At 68.8% G+C, this 18,282-nt stretch carries 12 protein-coding genes and 1 pseudogene; 9 read left to right on the top strand and 4 right to left on the bottom strand.

Annotated elements, in window-relative coordinates; genetic code table 11:
* Positions 1–41: 41 nt before the first annotated feature.
* Positions 42–539, bottom strand: a pseudogene (locus C8K30_RS29925) (N-acetyltransferase family protein); the annotation flags it as partial.
* A gap of 327 nt (positions 540–866) precedes the next feature.
* Between C8K30_RS29925 and C8K30_RS29920 the strand changes: the two are divergent.
* The 3 genes from C8K30_RS29920 (at position 867) to C8K30_RS29910 (ending at position 4,591) form a co-directional block, all read left to right on the top strand.
* Positions 867–3,419, top strand: a complete 2,553-nt coding sequence (locus C8K30_RS29920) for a PrsW family glutamic-type intramembrane protease (protein WP_158281175.1) — start codon at positions 867–869, stop codon at positions 3,417–3,419.
* Between the two features lie 2 nt (positions 3,420–3,421).
* The gene (locus C8K30_RS29915; RefSeq protein ID WP_108496553.1) at positions 3,422–3,799 is read left to right on the top strand and encodes a hypothetical protein; all 378 of its coding nucleotides are present in this window, start codon (positions 3,422–3,424) and stop codon (positions 3,797–3,799) included.
* A 267-nt stretch (positions 3,800–4,066) separates the two neighbouring features.
* Positions 4,067–4,591, top strand: a complete 525-nt coding sequence (locus tag C8K30_RS29910; RefSeq protein ID WP_108496552.1) for an SMI1/KNR4 family protein — start codon at positions 4,067–4,069, stop codon at positions 4,589–4,591.
* A 139-nt stretch (positions 4,592–4,730) separates the two neighbouring features.
* Here the strand turns inward: C8K30_RS29910 and C8K30_RS29905 are convergent, their stop codons facing one another.
* Positions 4,731–5,555 (bottom strand): MBL fold metallo-hydrolase, encoded by an 825-nt coding sequence (locus tag C8K30_RS29905; RefSeq protein ID WP_233257572.1) that lies wholly within the window; start codon positions 5,553–5,555, stop codon positions 4,731–4,733.
* Between the two features lie 81 nt (positions 5,556–5,636).
* Between C8K30_RS29905 and C8K30_RS29900 the strand changes: the two genes are divergently transcribed.
* The 4 genes from C8K30_RS29900 to C8K30_RS29885 are packed head-to-tail and all read left to right on the top strand — an operon-like array spanning position 5,637 to position 12,475.
* The gene (locus C8K30_RS29900; RefSeq protein ID WP_108496551.1) at positions 5,637–7,133 is read left to right on the top strand and encodes a DUF3375 domain-containing protein; all 1,497 of its coding nucleotides are present in this window, start codon (positions 5,637–5,639) and stop codon (positions 7,131–7,133) included.
* Positions 7,126–7,884, top strand: coding sequence for a DUF4194 domain-containing protein (locus tag C8K30_RS29895; protein ID WP_108496550.1), 759 nt, complete (start codon positions 7,126–7,128; stop codon positions 7,882–7,884). Before C8K30_RS29900 ends, C8K30_RS29895 begins: the two co-directional genes overlap by 8 nt.
* 2 nt (positions 7,885–7,886) lie before the next feature.
* On the top strand, positions 7,887–11,237 hold the full coding sequence (locus C8K30_RS29890) for an ATP-binding protein (protein WP_369941767.1): 3,351 nt from the start codon (positions 7,887–7,889) through the stop codon (positions 11,235–11,237).
* Positions 11,234–12,475, top strand: a complete 1,242-nt coding sequence (locus C8K30_RS29885) for a DUF3322 and DUF2220 domain-containing protein (protein WP_108496548.1) — start codon at positions 11,234–11,236, stop codon at positions 12,473–12,475. The genes C8K30_RS29890 and C8K30_RS29885 overlap by 4 nt, the downstream gene beginning before the upstream one ends.
* A 19-nt stretch (positions 12,476–12,494) precedes the next feature.
* On the opposite strand, the gene C8K30_RS29880 is transcribed toward C8K30_RS29885, so the two are convergent.
* Entirely contained in the window at positions 12,495–12,836 is a 342-nt protein-coding gene (locus tag C8K30_RS29880; protein ID WP_108496547.1) for a hypothetical protein, read from the bottom strand.
* Positions 12,837–12,968: 132 nt separating this feature from the next.
* Between C8K30_RS29880 and C8K30_RS29875 the strand changes: the two genes are divergently transcribed.
* Positions 12,969–15,857, top strand: a complete 2,889-nt coding sequence (locus tag C8K30_RS29875; protein ID WP_108496546.1) for a tetratricopeptide repeat protein — start codon at positions 12,969–12,971, stop codon at positions 15,855–15,857.
* Positions 15,858–16,223: 366 nt separating this feature from the next.
* Here the strand turns inward: C8K30_RS29875 and C8K30_RS29870 are convergent, their stop codons facing one another.
* Positions 16,224–16,790 (bottom strand): NUDIX domain-containing protein, encoded by a 567-nt coding sequence (locus tag C8K30_RS29870; RefSeq protein WP_158281174.1) that lies wholly within the window; start codon positions 16,788–16,790, stop codon positions 16,224–16,226.
* A gap of 619 nt (positions 16,791–17,409) precedes the next feature.
* Here C8K30_RS29870 and C8K30_RS29865 point away from each other — a divergent pair.
* Entirely contained in the window at positions 17,410–18,246 is an 837-nt protein-coding gene (locus tag C8K30_RS29865) for a hypothetical protein (protein WP_108496544.1), read from the top strand.
* Positions 18,247–18,282: the final 36 nt, after the last annotated feature.

Here is an 18,282-nt window from a genome sequence, read left to right as displayed (position 1 = left end):
GCGCCCACAGCCATGTCGGCCCGGAAGTGCATGAAGTCAGGTCAGGCGGTCCCGAGGGATCGCAGCGTCTCGCCGTGCAGGCGCCGGGTCTGCCATTCGTTCATCGGGGTCGAGCCGAGGGTGTCGTAGAACGCGATGGCCGGCTCGTTCCAGGTCAGGACCGCCCACTCCAGGCGGGTCCAGCCCCGCTCGACACAGATCTGGGCGAGGCGCGTGAGCAGGGCCTTGCCCGCGCCGGCACCCCGGTGCGCCGGGTCAACGAAGAGGTCCTCCAGCCAGATCCCGTTGCGGCCCGTCCAGGTGGAGAACGTCACGAACCACACGGCCATGCCGACGACGGCGCCGTCGTGCTCGGCGATCAGCGCATGCGTCGTCGGCGTGCCGCCCTCGGGGAACAGGGCACGGGCGAAGTCGTCGACCGTGGCCTCAACGGCGTCGGGCTCATTCTCGTAGTCGGCGAGCGCTTGGACGAGGCGCAGGATCTCGGGCAGGTCGGCCGGGACGGCTTCGCGGATCATGACGGTCACCCGGCCGAGCGTACGACGCGCTTTCGCGAACGTGTAACTGCCTGTCGCGCCTCAGCGGTCTGGCCATGGGGCCCCCGCGGTCCAACCGCGCGCCCCGAGGCATGCCCAGCGGGTGACGGCTGATTCCTTGCTCGCCGCCATGTACCGCCCGTACCGTTTGCCCGAATCGTCGGGGCGGGTGCGGGGGGCGCGGGGATGACAACGGCACCGGTTGAGCGGACTTCACCCCCTGCCACAGGTGCAGCGCCCTCGCAGGCGCCTCGGGAGTGGTGGCAGCACCTCGCCGAGCGGCGGTCACGCTGGCTGACGGCGCATCCTCGCCTCGCCCGCGCGTGGGCCGTGGCTCGCACCGTGCTCCTGGCCGGGTCGCTGGTGTGGCTGGCCGGTCTGTGGCTGTTCCTGCCCGAACTGCGTCTGGGCATGCGCGCCTACCTCGGCTGCCTGTGGGTAGTGGTGGCGTGGTTCGCCCTGGCCCGCACCAAGACCCTGACCTGGTCCGGGTTCCTGCGCTTCTTCACGCTCTGCGTGCCGTGGTCGGTCACGATCGGCATCCTGACCACCGTCATGGCGGGCCAAGTAGCGCAGATCGACCTCATCGCCGTCTCGGAGACCGGCGCGCAGGTCGCGATCGCGGGAATCGTCGAGGAGACGGGCAAGCTCGTCCCAGTCGTGCTGCTGGCCTTGCTCGCCCCGCGCCGCGCCGCCCGGTTCGCCACGGCGGACTGGCTCCTACTCGGCCTCGCCTCTGGCACCGCGTTCCTCGCCGTCGAAGAAGCCGCGCGCCGCACCGCCATAGCCACGGGCAACGCCGGCATCGCGTCCATGCTCGGCCTCACACCCGACGGCGTCCTACCGCCCGGATACGTCTCCTTCGGCCTGATCCCGATCCCCACACCGATGGGCGCCGACGACACCTGGTCCCTGGCGCCGACGACGGTCGCGGAGTTCGGCGGGCACGCCATCATGACCGCGCTGGTCACCGGCCTGTTCGGCCTCGCACTCGCGGCCTGGCAGGCCCGACGCCGCCTGACCGGACTCGCCCTCGGCCTGCTGCCGGCAGCAATGCTGTGGTCCGCGATCGCCGACCACGCGATGTACAACGCCGGCCTGGACCTGTTCAGCGCCCTGCCCGGCGACGGCGACACCCCCGCGTGGCTCGACCCCGACTCCACGACCATCCCATGGTGGCTCCGCGTGCCCTGGTCACTCCTGGGCCACGGACACGGACGCATCGGCGTCTTCCTTGCGCTCGTGGTCGTGTGCCTGCTGGTCGACGCCGCACGACTGGCCCCCCGACCCGCCGCCAACCTCACCGGACAGCCCGCACCCGGCTGGGTCACCCGACCGGTGGCCGGGGCGCCCACCGTCGTCCGCGCTGTGCTCGGCGCCGTCACCGGCCTGGTCTGGGTGGTAGCACGCGACCTCGCACAAGCCATCGCGGGGCACGCACGACGCCGACCCGACATACCCGAGGCCCAGCCCGAACCGCGACGGGCCGCCGCTGCCCGCGGCGCCGCCCTGGTCTCGGGGCAGCGGGCCCTGCGCGAGCTGGCCTACGACCACGCCTCCGCACGAATCCACCCCTGGGCGCGACGCCTGGCCGCCGTCGCCGTCCTGGGCGCGCTGGGCTGGCTCGCACTCGCCGTCGCTCCCGCAACAGCCCGCGAGATCGGCACCTCCACCAACGACATGTACCAGCTGCCCGGGACCGGGCCCACGGAGGCGCCGTCCGATCTCCCGACGGACGTGCCGACCGAACTGCCGTCGGACTTCCCGACGGTCCCGCCGCTGGACCTGCCCACGCAGATGCCGACGGACCTACCCACGAGCCTGCCCAGCGACTTCCCGTCGATCAGCCCGGACGACCTCCCGAGCGGCTTCCCGACGTTCGACCCGGACGATTTCCCGTCCCTGAGCCCGGACTTCGAGTTCCCCAGCGCCAGCCCCAGTGCCAGCGAGTGGCTGGCCGGAGTCTTGGACGCCCTGGCCGACTGGTGGCACGACCAGCCGCTCCTGGTCCAGCTCGCGATCGGCGCCGGGATCGCCGCCCTGGTCGTCCTGTCCGGTGGTTCCCTCATGCTCGGGATCGGTATCTCCGGCGTCCTGACCTGGGGACTGGACCACTCAGCGGGCATCGCCACCTTCACCCGCAACCCCCGCCAGGCCACCCGCGACTACTTCGCCACGGCGACACCCGCCCAGCTCGCCGCTGACACCCTCGGCGTCGCCCTGACGTTCGCGCCCGGCAACTTCGCCGGCGCCGCCACCGGACGGATCCTGCGCACTACCGCGGACGACCTGGTCGCCGATCCCGCGGCGTGGCTGGCGACGCGAAGGCATGCCTTCACAAGAGCAGGCCTGGCGGACGAGGCCGGCGCGATCAACCTCGAGCATCTCCTCGCCCGCAAGCCCGTCCCGCTGGCGGACGGTACGACGCAGCCGGCGCTGTCGGCCGCGGATGATGCTGCCGCGGCAGCTCTTTACGAGTCGTATCCGTCGACGGCCGTCAAGGGGGCAGACGGCCCAGCACGTGATGGTCAGATCGCCGTCTACGGGGACAACGAACGTGTTATCTCCGTCCCTGACAAAGACATCGAGGTGCATCCCGATGGCTTCACCTCCCAGTACGGGGCCGTCGGCGACTACAAACACGTCGCTTCCGCGTCGACGTGGCATGACCCCCGAACATTGGACCCGCGTCTTTACGATATGGCCGTGACCAAGATTGACCGGACGCTTCAACGCTTGCAGCACGCCGCGGACCAGGTCATGAATGGCGGGGGCGTCGTCGAGATCACCACGAACAGTCGATCGGCCGGCGAGTTCATCGAAGGACGGATGAGGGACCTGGGACTGCGCGGTTATGTTCGAATCACGAGCGAGGTGGAGTGACAATGGCCGACGTCATGATCGCAACGATTGACGGCAGTACCCCCTTCGATGCAGAGCGCCTGGCCGAGGTCGCCCGTCAGGCCTGGCCGCAGGCCACATGGCCGAGCTCGCCCGACCGAGCGACGGGCGAGCTGGCCCGCCTGAAGATCGAAGCCCAGGGGAAGATCGTCTTTGTCGATGTGTTACCCCCTGGCGGCGGGCTTGGCGTCGAGGGCGATGACGAGCTCACGGCGGAGTTCGTCGCCTGGATCACGACCCAGGTCCCGATCACAGACGGCCAGCTTGTCATCACCGACTGGGCAAATGAGGTCGTCTCGCTGCGACAGCAGATGTCGGTTTCCGACGTGCTTCGCCTGCGCGAGCATGACGCGCAGGCCTGATCTCCTGGTAGCAGTACCGAAGGAGGGACAAGGCTCAACCACGACCATCTCGTTCGAGCATCGCTCGAGCGGTCGCCCACCACCATCGTCGTCCTGAACTGGGCAAGCGACATCGTCAGCCTCGGCCGAACATGACTCCTGACGAGGTCCACGCGCTGCGCGAGTGAGTTCTGTCCGGGGATCGGTGGCGCAGGCGGACCGGCATCACCAGGCTGACGTCCTACTCAAGCACGAGCATGGGTTCCGTTTCGGGACGAGGGACTGAGAATGAGCGTACAAAGCCTGATCGAGGCCGCACACCTGACAGCCGCACCGCAGCCGTTCGACTGGGAGCAGGCTGAAGAGCACCTCGGGATGAGGCTGCCCACGGATTACCGCGAGCTCGTCAACGCAGGAGGAGCAGGACTCTGGTTCAACGACCTGCGGCTCTATTCACCGGGTGACTCAGTCAAGTTTCGTGACCTCATGGAGTCGAACGGCGTCTTCGAGGATCTCTTGTTCTTCTGGGAGGAGGACCCCGAGTTCCGCCCGGCCGACCTGCCCGACGATGCGCGGCTGATCGCCTGGGCAAGCACCGGTCACGGAGAGAGGCTGTTCTGGCGTGTCGACGCCGACAGCCCTTCGGCGGCTTATCCGATCTACATCGAGAACGGTGACGGAACAGAGTGGGAACGGTTCGACATGTCCACCACCGACTTCCTCCTGGGCGTCCTCCGCGGCGACGTCACCAGCCGATTCTTCTCGGACATCTTCATGCACACTGATCAGGTCTTCCGGCCCTACGCCCAGTAACGGAAGCGATCACCCGGTCCAGGCAACACATCCGCGCTTCGCCGGCCGAGCCGTAGGCGCTGTCAGCGCACCATGGTCGGCGCGAGCCGATACCCCGACTTCAGCCTCGGATCGCTCCACGTCCGACGCAGGGCGGAGGTCAGCGCGAGAGCGCGGCCAACGTGAACTCCTCCGGGTACGGCGAACGCGCCACGGCCTGCTCCGCGTCGAGCGTCCCGGCGGCGACCTCCCGGCACAGCTCGGCGACCAACGCCAGCTCCGCCCGCTGGCCTCGGACGAAGTCGCGGTCCACCGGGTCGCCGTGGCCGGGCAGCACGATCGGCGCGTCCAGCGCGAGGACGCCGTCCAGCGCGGCCGGCCAGCCCTGTGGGAAGGCGTCGCCGAACTGCGGCGGCGCGCCCTGCTCCACGAGGTCGCCAGCGAACACCGCGCCCGCGTCCGGGACATGCACGACCAGGTCGTGGTCGGAGTGCGCGGGCCCGAAGTGCCGCAGCTCCACGCGGCGGCCACCGAGATCCAGCTCCGCGCGGCCGTCGACCAGGTGGTCGGGCAGGACCAGGCGCACGGCAGCGATGCGGTCGCCGACCTCCACCTCACCGCGTTCGCGGTAGTGCCGCGCCCAGTTCTCGCGTTGCTGCTCGCCGGTGGCCAGCAGGTCGGCGTGGCAGCGCCGGTGCGCCCACACCGCGCAGGGGCCGAAGGCCTTGGTGCCGAAGCTGTGGTCGAAGTGGGAGTGGGTCAGCACCACCTGCCACGGCAGCGGCGTCACGTCGCGCACGGCGGCGGCGAGCTCCGCGCCCTGCCCGGCGTCTCCGCCCGTGTCCACGACCAGACACGACTCGCCGCCCACCACGAGCCCGACCGACAGGTCCAGCTCCTGGTACCGCCGCACCAGCGCGCCGTCCGCGACCTCGATCCACCTGCCCATGACCTCCGACCCAAGCAGACCGACGAGGATGTTCACAACCGGAACGGAGCATCACGACCGCCGGACTGGCACCCAAGTCAGCGAGCCTGTCGGACTCCGCACGTACTCTGGTCGGCGATGACCACATCCACTGTGGAGGGGGCGTACCAGGGTGCGCTCAACGCCTTCAAGAACCCGATGCTCGACCTGCTCCACGGGAGGTACGCGCCGTTCGTCGTGACGATGCTCGCGATGGTGTTCACCGCACAGCGTCCGCAGGTCCCGGTGTCCGAGGCCCACGCGGAGATCGATGCGGCCCTCGCCCGGCTGCGATCGGCCGGGTACGGCGACGAGGGCGCAGCACCGCTGCCGGTGGGGATCGCACGCGACCTGTGTCGGGGGTGGGTGCAATCAGGCTGGCTCAAGCGCCACGTGCACGACGGCGCCGAGGCCTACCAGCTCTCCGCGCACGGCGTCGGCGCGCTGGAGGTCGCAGGGCGCGTCGGAGGAACCCGCACCCGGGTCTCGGAGTCGCGGGTGCGGACGCTGCTGGACGCCGTCGAGCAGCTCGCCCAGGATGCCGACCCCGACCTGATGACCCACATCGCGCGGCTGGACGCCGAGATCCGCGAGCGCCAGGCGGCGTTGAAGCGGCTGGAGAGCACGAAGGTGGTCGAGCCGGTCGGGGAGGATCAGCTGCTGGAGGAGGCGGAGAACGTCCTGCACCTGGCGCGGGAGCTGCCGGCGGACTTCGCGCGGGTGGTCGAGTCGATCCGGCAGGTGCAGCGTGATGTGATCACGGATCTGCGGCAGGATGTGCGGCCCACGGGTGAGGTCTTGCGTGAGTACATGGACCGGGGCCGGGACCTCATGGAGTCCACCCGCGAGGGCCGTGCTTTCTCGGGAGCGCTGGCACTGATCGGCCGCGCCGAGCACATCGATCAGCTGGCTGGGAACCTGCGCACGATCCAGCGGCATCCGTTCGCCCGCACGCTGCCGGCCGTCCAGCGGCGTGAGCTGCAGGACATCTCGCGGCGGATCGAGCAGGGTGTCCGTGACGTGCTGGAGGCACAGCAGCGGGCGTCGCACGTGATCGCCACGCAGGTCCGCAACCACGACCCGCTGCGCGATCAGGAGGTCGACGCTCTGCTGCGCGACGTCATGTCCGGGTTCCAGCGGTGGATGCCGACGTCGCGGCACAAGCAGGCGGTCGAGCCGATGCGCCGGCTGCCCGTGGCCGACGTCGCGCATCTGCGGCAGAAGACGGACGATCTGCGCCCGCCCGCTCCCCCGGAGGCCCTGGAGGAGTGGGAGATGGGCGAGGTGCCCGATGACGACTCGCGGGCCTGGGGCGGTCCGCACTATGCCGAGCTCGAGGCGCACCTGGCGGGTCTCGTGGATGACGACGGGAGCGCCGACGTCGCCGAGGTGTTCCGTGCCGCGCCGGAGGAGCTCCGGCGGCCGGTGGACCTGCTCGGGCTGCTGGAGATCGCGCACCGGCACGGCATGGTCGAGACCGGCGACGTGGTGGCCGTCGAGGCCGTGCGACCGGACGGCACGCGACGGCGGTTCGCCTTCGAGGGCGTGGTACTGAACGGCAACGACGAGGTCAGGGACGAGACACCGGATGAGTGAGGCTGGGATCGACATCACGATCGACGAGGAAGCGGGGGTCGACGACGAGACCGGGTTCATCGATCCCGTCGCGATGGAGGACGACGAGGCCGAGCTCTTCGCCGGCGACCGCGGCACGCTGGACCCGGAGGTGCGCCGGGTGCTGGTGCGGCTGCTGCAGCGGAGGTTCCTGACCGCGGAGAAGAACCGCGCCCACTGGCGTGTGCTGCTGGAGAACCAGTCGATGATCGAGTCGCGGCTGCACGACCTGTTCGTGCGTCTCGTCGTGGATCACGACCGGGGCATCGCGTACAAGCAGCAGGTCAGGTCCGGTGAGATCGACGTGCCGATCCTGCTGCGCGACGAGCCGTACAACAGGGTCGAGACACTGGTGCTGGTGCACCTGCGGTCGGTCTACCAGCACGAGGCGATCTCGGGCGAGACGACGGCGCGGGTGGACCTGGAGGAGATCGAGGAGGGTGTCCTGACGTACTTCGACCTCTCCGACAACAACCTCTCGCGCCCGCAGAAGGAGGTCCGGGACGCCGTCGGCCGGCTGGCGTCCGAGGGGCTGATCGACGAGGAGTCGACGGGCCGTTATCGGATCACGCCGCTGGTGGAGGTCGTGCTCGACAACTCCCGACTGACCGAGCTGACTCGCTGGCTCGCCGAGGGGCGATCGAGGGCAGGCGAAGCCGTGGCCCAGGGCCTGGCGACCACGGCCGCCGAGAACATAGAGACGGACATGGACGAGGAGGACGACCGGTCGTGAGCATGATCGAGACGCTCTGGGGGCTCGTCCCGGAAAGATCGAGCGGTCAGCAGTGGGTCGCCCGCGATCTGCAGCTCGTCAACTGGGGCGGGTACCACGGCCGTCACCATGTGCGCCTCTCCCCCGGGGCGACGCTGTTCAGCGGTGGTTCCGGGTCGGGCAAGTCCACGCTGATGGACTCGTACATCGCGCTGATCATGCCGCACACCACCCCGTTCAACGGGGCGTCGAACGGCGGCGTCACCGGCAAGCCGCGGGGCAAGGAGCAGCGCAACATCCTCTCCTACGCCCGGGGCAAGCTCGACGAGAAGCGCGTCGACGGCGAGACCAAGGTCCGCGTCCTCCGCGGAGAGAAGTCGGACACCTGGTCGGCGATCGCGATGACGTGGGTCGACCAGGCAGGCGCGACGTTCACCGCGGTCCGCGCCTGGTACGTCCCGTCGTCGGCCCGGTCGTTGGAGAACGTGGTGGCGGTGCGGGCCACCCGGGAGGGTGCCTACGACCTGACCGCCCTCGAAGCGGCTGCCCCGCACCGGTTCGACAAACGAGCCGTGGAGAAGACGGGGCTGAAGTGCTTCGACACGGACCGTGACTACACCGCCCGGCTGCACACCGCGCTGGGGATCGGCGCCGGCGGCGACGGGCACAAGGCGGTTGGCCTGCTCGGCCGCATCCAGGCGGGCCAGCAGATCACCACGGTGGACGCCCTCTACAAGACGATGGTCCTGGAGGAACCCACCACCTTCGCCACCGCCGACGGCGCGGTCCAGCAGTTCGACGAGCTGTCCGCCATCCGCGACCGCATGGTCACCGCCCGGCAGCAGGTCAAGGCGCTGCAGCCGATCCGCGAGCGCCGCGCTGCCATCGACGCCGGCATCGACCGTCTCGCGCTCGTCGACGCCGTCGGACGGTTCACCGACCCGAGCTCGCCCGCGGCGCTCTGGCTGGCCGAGCAGCGCCTCCAGCTGTTGCGGGCGTCGGAGTCCGACCTGCAACGACGGCACACCAGGGCGCAGAAGGAGGCCGCCGAGCTCGGCACCACGGTGACGTCCGCCAAGCTGGAACGTGAGGTCACCCGCGACCTGTTGAGCGCCGCCGGCGGTGACCGGCTCAAGCGCGCGATGGCGGAGGTCAGCAGGCTCACCGCCGAGGTCGAGCCGGTCAAGGCCGCCCGCCGTCGGCTCGACGCGCTGCTCGAGGTGGTCGGTGCCACCGCGGTGGACGCGCCGGCTTTCGACGCCGTCGTCGAACAGGCTCAGCGTGCGCTGAACGACACCGACGCCCGGGCCGCCGCACGGGCCCGGTTCAGCGAAGCCATGGCAGAGCAGAAGGCCGCCTCGGCCGCGCTCGAAGCGGCCGGGGACGAGCTCACGGCCGCCAGGACCCGCAAGGACTGCATCCCTGAGGCACTGCACCGCGCCCGCGCGGCGCTCGCCGAGGCGGCCGGCCTCGCGCCGGGTGACCTGCCGTTCGTCGGCGAGCTGATCGAGGTACGGACCGAGTTCGAGCCATGGCGCGACGCCTTCAACCTGGCACTCGGCGGCTTCGCCACCCGGATGCTGATCGACACCGCGCACCTCAAGCAGTTCCGCACCGCGATCAACGCCGTCCCGACGGCCCGGCGCATCCAGTTCGACGGCGTCCCGACGGGGCTGCGCGACGACGTCGTACTCACCGACCGGACGCTGCCCGCCCGCCTCGACTACAAGCGGACGCCGTTCACCGGATGGCTCAAGAAGGAGCTCGCCAAGCGCTTCGGCTACGTCTGCATCGACACGCCGACCCAGTTCGGCCTGCACGACAAGGCCGTCACGATCCAGGGACAGACGTCGGACCGCGGACGCGGCGCCCACGGCGGGCAGGGCGTCAACAACGTCCTCGGGTTCACGGGCGCCCGGCGGATCAGGGAGCTCGAGAACGACGTCGCCGCTGCCCGCACGCGGTGCGCCACCGCCGATGGGGAGCTCGAGGCGGCCACCTCGGGTCTCGACGCCTTCGAGAAGCAGCGGGGCGCGTACGAGAAGCTTGTGGAGCTGCGCTGGGCCGACCACGACGTCGATGCGGTCCAGGAGCAGCTGCACCACTGGACCGGGATCGTCGAAGAGGTCACGGGCGACAACCCCGAGATCGGGAAGCTGCAGGAACAGCTCGATGACCTGGAGAAGAAGGTCGAACGGCTGACCAAGGACGCAGGCGTCGCCGAGCGCCGGGCCGAGGAGCTCGGCGAGGCGTGGGAGAAGACGGCCGCAGCAGTCGATGCCGCCCAGGCCGCGCTCGACGAGGCGGAGAAGACCGACACCCAGGTCGCCGCGGAGCACCGCGACTATCTCGCCGGCCTCTTCTCCGCCGACCGGAAGCCTGACGACACCCCCGAGCAGGCAGTCGACCGCTTCGAGGCGGCGCTCGAACACGCCACGGAACGGGTCCGCGAGCACCAGAGCGCGGCCCAGGACGCGATCAGTCAGGGACGGACGGCCCTGAGCGGGATCTTCGAGACCTTCAAGGAGCGGTGGCCCAACCCGAACCTCGGTACGGACCCCATCACCTCGTACGACGACTACGACCGGATCCTGACGGACCTGCAGGCCAACGGCCTGCACGAGCTCGAGGCCGACTGGCGCGACAGCCTGCTCCGGCTCTCCGGCGCGGACCTGACCAAGCTCGACGCGGACATCTCCGCGGCCGTGCGCGACATCCACGACCGCATCGAACCCGTGAACGAGATCCTCGACGGCCTGGACTTCTCCGACGAGCACCACCGGCTGCACATCCAGCCACGGGACACGAACTCGCCCGTTCGCTCACGGTTCCGCAGCGATCTGCGAGCCGTGCGCTCCGCGATCGCCGAGGCCCGCACCGAGTCCGACCGGGAACGCGCCTACGGCCGGATGGCCAAGGTCATCGACCGCATCCGCCGCACCGCACCGGAGTTCCACGATCTGGTCGACGTGCGCAACCACGTCCGGATCAGCGCGGAGAAGCTCACCAGGTCCGGCGAGCACGTGGCGGTCTACGACCACATCGGTGAGAAGTCCGGCGGCGAGTCCCAGGAGCTCGTCGCGTTCATCGTCGGTGCGGCCCTGCGCTACCAGCTCGGCGACGCAGGCGCCGAACGTCCCCGGTATGCCCCGGTCTTCCTCGACGAGGCCCTGATCAAGGCCGACGCGCACTTCACCGGCCGGGCCATCAAGGCTTGGCGTGGCCTCGGTTTCCAGCTCATCATCGGTGCGCCGAACGACAAGCACAGCGGCATCGAGCCGCACGTCGACGCCGGCTACGTCGTCCTCAAGGACACGTCCGGGCGTTCGGCAGCGATCCTCACGGTCGGGCTGCCCGACGAGGACGGCGCATGACCGGCCACCTCGTGCCTCCCACGGACGCCGTTGCTGCCCTGCGGGAGCGGGCCGGCAAGAAGTGGGCCGAGGCGATCTGTGCCGAGCACGGCGTCACGGACGCCGTGACCTTCTCGGTCCCGCTGCGCCCCGGCGTGACCACCACCGCCGCCGTGGAACGCCTCGGCTACGACGTCTGGACGGCGTGGACGGCGGCCTGGCGAACCTTCGCGACACGCCTGCCGGACGGCGTCGGCGTCGCGGACCGGCAGCTGTCGGTCCAGCGCGTCAGGAGCCAGTTCCCTGCGGCGCTCGTGGCTGACGACCTCGACGCGGCCCTCCAGATCGTCGGCGACGAGGTGGTCGACGTCGGCCGAGCACGCGACCTCGCCCGGTCGCTCGTCGCGGCAGGGGCGGACCTGAGCCCGGCCCTCCTGCGCAAGACCTATGGCCTCGTTCCCGCGGACGCAACCATGCTTGTCGCGGCCGTCACTTGGCTGTCCGCCAACCCGGATGCCGGCGGGCTGACCGCCCGGCAGCTGCGGGTTCCCGGCCTGCACACCAAGTGGCTCGAGCGGAACGGTCCGCTCCTGCGGCAAGCCACGGGTCGGGACGTCCTCTCGGAGGTGCGGACCCGCCCCGCCGTCGTCCACCTCACGTACGTCGACCCCGGATACCTGGCCGGCGGACGACGGCGGCACGACGCCTGGACGACCGGCGACGTCCATGACCTCGCCTACCGGCCTCGAACCGTGCTCGTCGTGGAGAACCGCGACTCCCGGCTCTGGTTCCCCGACGCCCCGGACACGATTGTGGTCGAGGGCGGCGGGAAGGCCGCCGCGTCCCTGCTGTCGGACATCCCGTGGATCCGCACGGCTGAGCATGTCGTCTACTGGGGAGACATGGACACCGACGGTTACTCGATCCTCGACCGTTTCCGCGACACGATGGCGGCTCCGTCCGCCGGGTTGCCGGCCCGCCCGGTGCACTCCATCCTGATGGACGGCACCGACCTGAACCGGTACGCCGCCTTCGGCATCAGCACGGACAAGAACGGCGTCGCGCTCCGGCCGTCGTCCGTCCGGCTCGATCACCTCACCTCGGGCGAGTCAGCCGCCTATGACGCCGTCGCGACGGGTGGCGAGGCGCCGTTCCGACGCATCGAGCAGGAGCTCATCCCGTTGACGGACGCCGCGGAACGGCTGCACGCGGTCATCTCGGCGAGCAGCCACCACCCGAGACCGTCGAACGCCCCCTGATATCCCGAGTGCAGCACGGTCACCGAAACTCCGTCACGACCTCGATCCGGCCCACGATGCTCGCGTTGAGCTCGTCCAGGTCCTCCGCGGGGATCCAGTACTCCAGGATCGTCTGCCCGCCGGCCTGCTGGACCTCGTACCGGTCAAGGAACTCCTTGGCGACGTCGAACCGAGTCACGTACCCGACGCCGCTGGCCTTGACGTTCCAGTCGCGGGCGATCCGCGTCGCGTAGTCCTCGTTCAGCACCGGGTAGAAGATCGGCTGGTCCGGCAGGCGCGGCGGCCACGCGCGCCAGTCCGACTCCTCGACCAAGGCCAGCTCCTGCGGCCCGGTCGGCCGCCACAACGTCACCGTCTCCATAGGCCGGATCCTGACACGGCCGCACCGCCCACATCGAGAGCATTGTTCACGACTCCACCATGACATCCGGCTCCACATGCAGCGAAAACACTTACCTTCCCGAATTGTCCGCTTCCTCGTACTCTCGTGAATGTGACGGAGGCGGGGTCCGGGGGTTTGAAAGGTAGGAGCGGGCGGCGGCTGTGGGTATACGGCATCGCCTCCACACTCGCCGTCATCGTGGGGATCGCGGCAGCGATCCTCCCGGAGTCCGTACCAACCTGGGTGCGGCAGATCATGGTCGCGGGCGCCGTCGTCGGCGGTGTCATCGGCGCCACGCTCCTCGAACGTTGGTTCACTCTGCACGACCGGCACCAGGAGGCGGCGGACCGCGAGGCACACGACCGACTCGCCTCGCAGCAACTCGGAGTGCGCCCGCCAGGAGACGATGACGCACTAGGCCGGCTGCTCTCGCCCGTACGAGATGGTGACGAACAGATAGTCCGGTTCGTCGGCCGCGAGGACGTGCTCCAGCAACTCATCGACTGGTGCATCGACGGCTACGACCCCGCCAAGCGATCTCTGCGGGTGCAGCTGGTAACCGGATCCGGCGGCGTCGGCAAGACGCGCCTGGCACATGAGCTCCAGACTGCGATGCGAACGAGCCATGGCTGGGAGTGCCGCAACCTGCGCACCGGCGTCGAGGCGGAGGCCATGCAGGTGCTCCGCCGTGGCCACCCTGGGGCGCCTGTCCTGTTCATCGTCGACTACGCGGAGAACAGGAGCGACGCCGTTTCCGAGCTTCTGCGCCAGGCCAACAGCGATCCCGGAGCGGTACGGGTTCTTCTCCTCGCACGGCGGGGCGGTCTGTGGTGGTCAGACCTGTGTCAGCAGCCCGACGTCGGAGCTGTCGTCGGCAGATATGACCCCATCGAGCTCTCTGCTCGGGTCGTCCCGCACGACGCGGACGACGGACACCTTGCCGAGCAACAGAGAATCGTCGACGTCGCAGTCCAGGACTTCGCCACGTTCCTCGGCAAGAGTCCAGCACCCTTGACGTTGCCCGAGGTCGTACCCGGCGCGCGGATGCTCGACCTGCTGTCCATCGCGCTCATCCAAGTGCTTCTAGTCGAAGGGCATGCGCCCGACACCGCAAGCGGCCCGCGGCGCCCCCACGCGGGTGTATCGATGCACGTCGTGTTCGATGAGCTGCTCCGGCACGAGGCACGAAGCTGGACGAGGTCAGCTCACGAGGCTGGTATCCCAACCGACGGCCAGACACTCCGGATCCTCGTGGCGGCCGCGTGCCTCCTCGGCGCGGAAAGTCAGACCGAGGCCGAATCGCTGGTCCGCCGTATCTCTCGGCTGTGCCCACCCGGCACCCGACTCGACCCTAGGTCGGCTGCACGCTGGTTACGCGAGCAGTACCCGCCGAGCGCCGGCTTCTCGGACACCTCCGACGACCTAGTCCTCGTCGGAGACCCTGGCTGGATCGGTAGCCTCCATCCGGATCGCCTCGCCGAACACCTCGTCGTGTCCATGCTGACAGCCACCGACGCCAGCGACACGACACGTACCTTGGTGAGCGCTGAGCGGCGAGCGGTCCTGCTGCGCGGCCTGAGCGAACGCCAGGCAATACGGGCAATGATCGTCCTGACACGCGCAGCCTCCGATCCTTCGCGCAGTCAGGACGACAAGTCTTCGCGCAAGCACGGCCAGCAGTCCAGAAGCAAGCCCGATACGGATCGTCTCGATCCACGCCGAGGCGACGACGTCGCGCAGCTTGCACTGGATCTTGTCCGCAACATCGACGTTCGGTGGGAAACAGTCAGCGCAGTCCACGAGCAGCTTCCGTGGCCGGACCCACCCAGCGCGCTCCACGACGTCGGACATGAGGTCGCCGAGCTCCTCGTTCGCGCGGTGAACAGCGATCGGCTTCTCACCCATACGGACCGGACCGCCCACGCACAGCATGTCCTTGGAAACTGGACATTCATTCTTGGCCACTACGACGCTTCGCTGAGAGCACGGGAACAAGCGACACGCCTGTACCGGAAGCTCGCCAGGTGGCGTCCCAGCCACTATTGGTCAAGCCTTGCTCGGTCGCTCGACAATCTCGGTGACTCGTACGCCGCACTCGGACGCAACAACAAGGCCCTTGAGGCTCGTCGCGAAGCGGCGGGAACATGGCGTCAGCATGCGCAGGTCGACGCCGTGCGCCTCCTCCCCGACCTGGCAAAGTCGCTGCACAACCTCGGAGTCTCCTACCGAGACCTCGGCCTTCCACGCGAAGCTATTGCGACGCACCGGGAGGCACTCGCGGCCCGTCGAAGTCTTGCCGAGCAGCACGACCGCCACCAGGCCTCGCTCGCCCGGTCGCTCAGCTCCATTGGGCGCTGCCACGCCGACCTCGGGGACACCGAGCATGCACACTCAGACTTCCTCGAGGCGCTGGAGCACTGGCGGCATCTGGACACGCAGACCCCGACCCGCTATGAGCCGGATCTCGCGCTCGCCCTCGGTGACCTCGGGACCTCGTACGGACTGCTGGGACTCGCTGAGACAGGGCTGGCCTTGCATGAGGAAGCACACGGGATATGGCTTCGCCTCTCCGCCCGGAACCCGGTCCGCTTCGAGCCCGGACTCGCCCGATCCTTGACCAACCTCGGAATCGCCCACGCGGACCTCGACCATGTGGAGAAGTCGGCCCAGGCCCACGGCGCCGCGATCGCCATCTACCGGGGCCTCGCGCGTAGGTATCCGAACCGGCGCGAGCAGAACCTCGCCTGGAGCCTCGGGAGTTCCGCAACCTCGCTCGCCAGGTGCGGACTCGATGACCTGGCGCGAGAGCGATTCGCCGAGGCACTCGAACTGCATCGGCGCAGGTATGAGGCGGGCACACGATCAGCCCTGTTCGTCACCGCCTACCGGTCCACGTTGGACAGCTATGCGGCCCTGCTCGCGCGAGCCGGGCGGTACGACATGGCACGCGAGCTCCGGGAGGAGACGGAACCGCTCGATCAGTCCCTCGCCGACCTTTGACGTCTTGCCGCTCACCCAGGCGGTACGACGACGAGGGTCTTGTCATCGTGCCGCTTCGAACGCGCCCACCGACGCCCGTCCGGTCGCCAGTCTCGGCAGCATGAAGATCGTGCAGTACCCGGTTCGGACCAAGCTCCATCGCCTCGGTGTGGAGGTTCCACCATGTCCCGGCTCGGGGATGCCGGCCAGGGTCGACACCGTGCAAGGCGGCAGGGACGCTGTCGCACAGCGCATAGGTCTCAACCATGTCCGCAGACCAGCGCGCGATGGCCACAGTGCAGGTCGGACTCGTCTCCGGGGACGAGATGCTCCGCGTCGCGGACCTCCTCGATGGCAGCCGCAACAGGATCAGGGATCGACTCACCATCAGGAAGGATGCGGGCCATGACCTCGCCGAGACGCCCGGCTAACCACCCCGGATCGCGTAGACGGTCCTCGATCACCAATCCTCGGCGTCCCCTGTCGCAGTAGACGTTGGTCTGCTCCGCGAGTGCTGCCTCGAGCGCGACCCTCAATCTCAACGCCAACGACACTTTTCGTCAGCGCCATCGCCTCGTCGATCGACAGAAGATCCACCGACTTGATTTCTGTGTCGGTGCCCCTAAGGCCTTTGCATTCGGCGTTACTAAGCAGCCCTCCGTCGAAGATCCAGAGGAGCCCCTCGGGCATTCCGTCGGGTGCGTCGGGAACGTAGTCAACAACGAGGACCGGCATATTTCGCCGGACCAAACCGAGCTCCTCCTCCAGCTCGCGCTCGACAGCCAACCACGGCGATTCGTCGGCCTCCACGACACCGCCCGGGATCTCCCATGTTTCCTTGTAGGTCGGCTCTATAAGAACGATCCTGTCGTCCGCATCGCGAAGGAGGACACCTGCCGCCACCCTCTTGCGTGGCAATTTCTGGATGTACTCATCGCGGGCGAGCTCCTTCACGGACGTTAATGCTGCGTTCGATTCGCGCCATGGCAACTGGAACTGCAATCTTCCTACTGCCAACCTATCCAGCAGAAGCAGCCAAGTAAGCCTCAGTGGCTCGGACAAGGTCCCCAGCCAGCTCGTGACGCGCACCAACATGGCGAAGGGGATCACCCGTGAGAGTTCAACCACCCTTTTGAAGGTACTCCACATCTTGCGACGCCAGATCGCCTATCACTACTGGTCAGCACCGTCGTCTCGAAGTCGCCGAACGGTGAACCTGCTCCACACCCACTCCTCCGAAAGCCCTACCTGATCGAGCGCAACCCCGGCTACTTCGAGTACAAGGGCCCGATCTCGGCGGTGACCCCCGCGGCTGAGCCCTACCCCGCCAGCCGGGCGGAGCCGGGCCCGGTTCCTCCCGCGAGCCCGGAACTCAGATGCCCCCGCTGCCAATACCGTCGTCGGGCGCGATCTCGGCGATGCTGGGGAGATCGCCGCCTGCGCGAACACCGACGACGACACGACCGCCGGCGACCTGCTCGAACGGAGATTCGTGACGCTCCTGCCTCGGGCCTAGCCAAGACCCATGACGCGGCGGAACCGCGTGTCAGTGCCGGATCGTAGACTCCCGCGCATGCTTGAACGAGACCTGTCATTAGTTCACGCGTGTCAGCTGCTCGCCGAGTGCGAGTTCCTGCTCCGGACCTTCGACGGTGAAGAGGAGACCTCCGAGCTGCTCGCCGACGTGCGCCGACACTGCGACGAGGCCGAGGCGGCTCCTGGCGACGCGGAGTCCGCGGCCACGATCGCCGTCCTGCGTGCCGTGGCCGCGACGTACGCCTTGCGCCGAGTCGTGCTGTTCACCGTGGATTCGGACTTCGATGACAACGACGGCGTATTTCTCAATGGACTCGAGGAGCATGACGAGGAGGGGGAAACCCGCGTGCTCACCGAGGAGGCCATCGAGGCGACCCGAGCGGCACTGGATGCGGACCCGGAAGACCCGCTCGTGCCGCTGTCCCTGGGACACGCACTCACCTGGTCCGGTGACGAGGAAGGCGCGGCCGCCGCGTACCAGGAAGCGGACCGCCGGGATCTGGAAGTCGGGACGAGCGCCCGATCGCACGGGTTCGCACTGGTCAGCGGCGTTGCCCGGATCTCCAACAACGACTGGGCAAGCGACGCCCGCCTGTTCCGATCGGTCGCCGACGCACGGGCCTATGTCGACAAGAACCTCGACCTGTACGTGACACTGGACCTCCTTAAGGAGGCGGGCGGGGAGCTGACTCTGTCGATCAACCGTCCGGGCCACCCTGTCACCGAGTACGACCTGAACGCCCGGATCAGCGACGACGAAGAACTGAGCGTCGACTGGTCGGACATCCCGATGGACACACCCCTCGAGCCGCCGCTGCCACCGGGCCGCCCACTCCGCATCGCCGACCAGGACTGCTTCTACGGCGACGTCTAGTGTCCTGGGTCAGCGCTCCACGTCCCGCAGCCAGTT

The sequence above is a fragment of the Promicromonospora sp. AC04 genome (assembly GCF_003058225.1).
In the GTDB taxonomy this organism is placed as follows: Bacteria; Actinomycetota; Actinomycetes; order Actinomycetales; family Cellulomonadaceae; genus Promicromonospora.
Note: the sequence above shows the minus strand (reverse complement) of the source record. Positions and strands in the feature narration are given on the sequence as shown.